Source organism: Nocardia amamiensis NBRC 102102 (genome assembly GCF_001612745.1).
Lineage (GTDB): Bacteria > Actinomycetota > Actinomycetes > Mycobacteriales > Mycobacteriaceae > Nocardia > Nocardia amamiensis.
In genome coordinates, this window is record NZ_BDBA01000329.1 from 1 (window position 1) to 5,607 (window position 5,607).

5 protein-coding genes and 1 pseudogene are annotated in these 5,607 nt (G+C 65.5%); 2 read left to right on the plus strand and 4 right to left on the minus strand.

Translation table 11 applies throughout. From position 1 onward, the window contains the following. Nucleotides 1-97: 97 nt before the first annotated feature. The 4 genes and pseudogenes from NA4_RS36995 to NA4_RS37010 form a co-directional block, all read right to left on the minus strand. Nucleotides 98-1,604, minus strand: a pseudogene (locus NA4_RS36995) (ISKra4 family transposase). 86 nt (nt 1,605-1,690) lie between these two features. After that, entirely contained in the window at nt 1,691-2,203 is a 513-nt protein-coding gene (locus NA4_RS37000; protein WP_067480663.1) for a hypothetical protein, read from the minus strand. A 576-nt stretch (nt 2,204-2,779) separates the two neighbouring features. Further along, complete coding sequence (locus tag NA4_RS37005) at nt 2,780-3,124, minus strand: hypothetical protein (RefSeq protein ID WP_157129536.1); 345 nt, start codon at nt 3,122-3,124, stop codon at nt 2,780-2,782. Further along, nucleotides 3,121-3,375: a hypothetical protein gene (locus NA4_RS37010; RefSeq protein WP_067480669.1), complete on the minus strand. Its 255-nt coding sequence runs from the start codon at nt 3,373-3,375 to the stop codon at nt 3,121-3,123. The genes NA4_RS37005 and NA4_RS37010 overlap by 4 nt, the downstream gene beginning before the upstream one ends. A gap of 1,401 nt (nt 3,376-4,776) precedes the next feature. On the opposite strand from NA4_RS37010, the gene NA4_RS37020 reads away from it, so the two are divergent. Together NA4_RS37020 and NA4_RS37025 are read left to right on the plus strand one after the other, a co-directional pair. Then, nucleotides 4,777-5,157, plus strand: coding sequence for a nuclear transport factor 2 family protein (locus tag NA4_RS37020; protein WP_067480674.1), 381 nt, complete (start codon nt 4,777-4,779; stop codon nt 5,155-5,157). After that, on the plus strand, nt 5,154-5,607 hold a 454-nt coding region (locus NA4_RS37025; protein ID WP_067480676.1), incomplete at its 3' end, for a nuclear transport factor 2 family protein. The genes NA4_RS37020 and NA4_RS37025, both read left to right, overlap by 4 nt.

Genomic DNA, 5,607 nt, shown 5'->3' on the forward strand with positions numbered 1-5,607 from the left:
CTAAGTCGGAACCTCAATTCGAAACACAGCGCCTCACGGGGCAAACGAAGTCTGTGCCAGATCCAGGAGGGTGCGGCTCCTTTGCAGTGACTGTTGATCAGGCGGCGAGCTGGTGGTCGCCAGGGTGGACACGCTGGTGTTCACGAGCGAGGTGAAATACCCAGTAACTGGGGAAGTCCCCGTTCTGGATCAATGCCCGCAGGAGCAGGACAGCCTCGGCGCCGACCAAACCCCAACGCGCGCCGCCGATGTCGAGCCGGTCACCGATGACGTGACGTACCGCGCCCTCGACGACTCCGGTGGCGATCGGCCAGCCCCGCTCCAGCGCGGTGTCGTAGCGCAGGTAATCGGCATGGCCGCGGAGATAACGGACCGCGTCATCTGCCCCGCGCCGCCCCTGGCCCTCCAATCCTGCTGCTGTGGCTTGGGTTTCGATCGCATCAGCGACAGCGTGAACGCGACCGGCGAGCAGCCCCAGCACCCGAGCTGCGACCCAGTCCTCGGTGGCCGGGTCGTCGACAGCGTGGAAGCATCGGGCCGCGCCCCACAGGTATTCGATGCAATGGATCAGGTCGACGACGATACCGATGTCGATGCCGCGACGGGCGGCTTCGGCCTCGATCAGCTCGATCTGATGCCAGGCGCCGTCGACGAGCACGACCCAGGTCCGGGCTCGGGCGGGGTCACGGGCATGGGCTTGGTCGAACGCGGCCGTGATGACCTGTGCCGGGTCGGCGGTGACCGATCCGGTCAGCCACTTGTTCACCGCGTGCGGGCCGGGTCGCGGGGTGCGGTCACCGCCACGCGGGCCGCCGGGAACAGCGATCACGTCGTGGCCGCGCCTGGGCGCGGGGTCGGCGTCGTAGACCACCGCCAGGGGTGGCCATGCGCTTGCGGTTCGGTTTCTCACCCGAGGCGAGCCTGGTGCGGAACACCGGGGTGGCCGCCGCGCGGGTGGCCTCGCGCAGCGCGTCGGGCCGCATCACTATCCCTTTCGCGTCGACCGACAGCACCAGCAGCGTGCCCGCGCCTGCCGGAGCCGGGACCTGCGCGGTGTAGAAGGCACCGATATCGACCGCCGACTCGGCAACCAGGTGTTCGAGCTGCCGTTTCCCGGCGACCGGTCCGCAACGAGCACCGATCGCGGCCCGGGTGGTGTCGTATGAGGACCGGACCGCTTCCAGCACAGCCTGTTTGCGTACTCCGTGGCTGGCTCGCCCCGCGGGTAGCGACAGGGCAGCGTCCGCGGGATAGAGGTTCGCCTGCCCGGACGCGCGCAGCGCGGCCCGGTGCACCGTCACGGTTCCCACGACCGTGGCCAGCGCCCGGTGGTGTCCGCGTTCGAGACGAGTGCGCCCGCCCGGCCGCTCGCCCCGGTGCAGTCGCTCGGTCAGCTCGCGTTCTTCGCGTATCGCGCGCAGGTCCAGGTGGTCCTGCAGGAGCCGGCGCAGCAGCTCACGACCGGTGTCGGTGAGCAGATCCTCCAGCTCGGTATGGGTCATACCGGTGGCCGGACCCTCCTCCAGCACACCGATCAGTGATTCGAACAAGGCTCTCGACGCCGCAAACGGGTCAGCATCGCGCGGCGTGGCATAGCGTGTCACCACGGGCTCTCTCCGGCAGGATTTTCGGTTGATTCGCACCTTCGAAAATAGCGGAGAGAGCCCGCCAATCCTGCTATACGCACACGCTATTCGCCCACATCGACACCGTCGGCGAGGGTGAACATACCGGGTGTGTCCTCGGTGACCCAGCCGCGGGCTACCAGGCGTTTCAGCTTGGACCGCAACCCCTCGACCTTCGAGGCGTTCGGGTCCAGGCCCAGTGCGGCCGCGACATGCCCGGCGCGCAGCCCGCGCTCGGCGTCGGACAGGACCTCGAGGAGATCCTGATAGTCCTGCGGCAACACCGATCCGGTGATCGTGGCCGACCACGGCGGGATCAGCATCACCCCGACCGGGGAACCCCCGACCGGCGGCGTGTCCACCGGTTTCCCGGCGGCTGTCACGATTGCCGGTTCGATGGATTGCGCTGTGGCGCCGAGGATATCGAGCATCATTTCCCTGGTGATCGCCAGCCGGGAGATCAGCTGTTCGGCGTCGGTGAGTTGTCCGGTCAGCTCAGCGATCTGTTGCCGCAGCTCCTCGGCGCGTTCGCGGGCCACGGTCTCCCGCCGCACCAGCTCATCCAGCCACGACACCATCCCCGCCTCCGCCGGTCGGATCGTCCTTGTCCGACGATAGGCGACCCACTGCTCATCACGACAGTGATCGGCCCGAATCTCCGCAGCTCAGCACGTCCCTGCAAACGAGCTACACCCGATCCAGGATTGGCGTGCCGTTGACACCGATCGACCGCCAGCGGCAGACGCTCGATGAATACCTCGACAGCGGTCGAGCGCGCGCGTACTGCTTGTACGCGAATTGGACGGCCCGCGCGGCGCGCCCGCCATGTTTGATGCAAGTTCGGATCCCGCGGCTGCCGAGCCGAGGCACGCGCGACTGAAGCCAGTCGAGTCCCAAATCGCGAGAGCGACAGTTGAAGCGAAGCGTGCCGTGGATGTGTGCGCGCGAGCGGGCCCATGCCTCGTGCGCGCCGCCGCCGCGCACACTGCGAATGCCGGGCGCGAATGGTGCGCGCGACGCGAGCGGCCAACGAGGCGGACTGCTGAATCCTGCTTTTCTACCAACGCGAGCAGGGCTCATGCATCGAAGGTTGCGCTAGCCCTGTGGGAACCCCCAGAACCGCGCACTGCGAGAGAGACTGGACGACTGAGCAGTCAGTCGGCGATCAAGCCAGCTAGCGCGCCAACGACTTGGCGCATGGTTGGCTCCGTCACGATACCGAGCCGTTCGGTGAACCAGGGGACATATAGCGGGGTGATGCGGTAGACGACTGCGGACAAGCCGGACAACGGGTCGTCGTCGGACAGCTCTACCGCCAAGCCGGGCATGCGGGGCGCGGCTTCGATCGGCACCGCCAGCACGGTCGGCAGCACCGAGTTGATTCCGGTGCGCTGCACCACCAGCACCCGATCACCGCTGAGCGCCGAGGGCTTCTCACGGCCGGCGATCGTCGGTAGATAGCGCCACAGCTCCCCGCGGGCGGGCGAGGCGGCGGTCACCACGTGGCGCCGCTGGCGCGGATGGCGTCGTTCATCGCCGCGCGCTCAGCCTCGGCCTCGGCGAAATACTCCACGGTGGCGCGGCCATGGCTGTGTTCGTAGTTGGCAGCGATGCGGGCCGAGTTGCGCATCACTTTGTCTCGCAGCGCGGACTCCGCCCATGCGGACAAGGTCATCCCATCGGCGGCAGCGGCCTGCTTGGCCTGCTCCAGGACAGCAGAGTCCAAGCTCAGGGAGGTATTAGACTTCATAACAGGAATCGTAACAGTACTGGCGGTAGGTAGGCTGCTCACGCCTGAGACTCGCAGCGATAGTTGGCCACCCTCGGTCAGCCGAAGGTACTGGCAGCAGTGATTTTGCTCATCGGTGCTTGGCCAGGATGGGCAGGGATGGTTGGCCACTCGGAGCGGTAAACGGCTCTTTCATCACTTGGGCGTATTGGCCGGAATCCTCGTTGGCGTCGATTCACGAGGCGGCGCCGACGGCGATCGGATCATGCAGTTTGCGCAGTCAGCGCAGCGCTTCGAGGCGTCGGACCGGTTCATTACCGTTGCCACGAAGCTAAAACAGAGACTAAGCCTGCAACCCGTTCTGGTGCCGGGTTGGCCTTGATCATCGAGCTGAAACGCTGGGCTTGAGCGGTTGTCGGGAGGAATCCGACCAGCAGGGCTGGGAGGAGGAGGCGCCGGGCCAATAGTTCCTGGGCAGAAGTTATCTGCGGTCGGCGCACCACCGAAACGTTGACGCGAACGGCGTGCTCGTTCCCAGGTGGGACTCCTGGGCGATCAGTCTCAACTGCGGCGTAACGAAACCCGTGAGCGAGATTGCACGGGGAGCAGGTCGTCGGGCCACGACTGAGGCGTTCGCCGCACTCGCCGCATGTGATCTTGTCGAGAGCAGCGTCGACCACGCGCCAGTCATGTCTGTCGGGTTCGTCCACTACGAGGCGGGCGATTTCGTGTTCGGATTCGCCCTGCCAGTCGTCCAAGAAACGCCTCCACTCGTCGTCAACGATGCCGTCGACCAGAGTGCAGCATCGGTGGCAGTCGGGTGCTCCGCTGTATTCGTAGCCGTCACACTCCTCACACCGAACCAAATCGGCACCGACAGCAGGGCGCATGCTCCTCATTGTCGTCGCAGCACCAGTACCGACGCAAGCAAATTGATCTCCTTCCAGTGCCGACAGGCGACGGAAGTGACGAGCCCGACGCGCCCGGTGCGCCACGCCCCAGCTGGCCAACTATCGCTGCGAGTCACAGCACCGTGACTTTGCAGCGGCTCTCCCCGCACGGCCTCTCCCGGATTCTGGCCGAAGGAGCGGGGGACCTGGGACAGCGTGACGTGGCGGCGCTGGCTACAGGGCATGCCCGAGCGGGCGCATCAGGCAGTGGCATTGCCGTCATTGCCCACTGGCCGGGATCTCGAACCGGCGAAAGGATCCGACTGGCCGTGGTCGCTCACCATCAACCACACGATCGTCCTGCCGACGTTGGCGATTGTGGGCGACCTTCCGTAGTGAGGCCAATTCGATCTGCCGCGATTCGCGACCCTGCTGCATCAACGAGCTGCATCGACGTCGACTCCCTCTCTTGACAGGGCGTCGCGACGCGAGTTACATACATACGGAATGTATGTACTTGAGAGGAAGCGTCATGGACGACCTGATACAGCGCTATACCGAAGCCTGGGCGAGCCGCGATCCCGATGCGATCGTGGCATTGCACACCGAGAAAACCGTGTTTCACGCCCATATCGGGCAGGAGCCCGCCCGCGGGAAGACAGCGGTCAGGCAGGCGTTCGCTGACATGTTCGCCCAGTTCCCCAACCTCGATTTCGAACCGGTCTGCCTCCGAACGGGAGACGCATTCTGGGTTGTCGAATCGCGGATGAGCGGAACTGCGGCCGAGACTGGCGCTGAGTTCGAGGTCGACCTCGTCGACGTGATCAGCGTCGAGGATGGCCGCGTCGCGAGCAAGGACAGCTACCTGGACGCAGTGTCCCTGCAGACACAGTTGGGTGTGGTGACCGGATGACCACCGACAACTCGAGCACGACATCGGCAGCTGAGTTCGTAGACTTCATTGCGACGGGGTGGGCCATGGGCGGCAAGGACCAAGAGGGCTTCTTCTCCCACTTCGGGCAACGTATGCATCCCGCTGCCACCATCATTCAGCCCATGGCCGCACCAGCGCATGGGCCCAACGTGCTGCGGCAACTGTTCTCCCCGCTGTTCAGCGCGATACCTGACCTGTATGGAGAGGTTGTCCGCTGGGGAACGACCACCGATGGTGTCATGATCGAACTCACGCTGCGCGGCACGCTCAGAGGGAGGCCTCTTGAGTGGCAGGTGGTCGATCGAATCATCCTCGAGGACGGTCTCCTCCGCGAGGAGCGCTCGTACTTCGACCCACTGCCACTGGTGAAACTACTGGCTTTCCATCCACGGGCTTCCCTGCGGTTGCTGTTCGCCCGATCCAGGAAGG

Excerpts from the sequence above, each read along its gene's own strand:
- NA4_RS37000 (WP_067480663.1), bottom strand. The coding sequence starts at position 2,203 with ATGGTGTCGTGGCTGGATGAGCTGGTGCGGCGGGAGACCGTGGCCCGC.
- NA4_RS37010 (WP_067480669.1), bottom strand. The coding sequence starts at position 3,375 with ATGAAGTCTAATACCTCCCTGAGCTTGGACTCTGCTGTCCTGGAGCAG.
- NA4_RS37020 (WP_067480674.1), top strand. The coding sequence starts at position 4,777 with ATGGACGACCTGATACAGCGCTATACCGAAGCCTGGGCGAGCCGCGAT.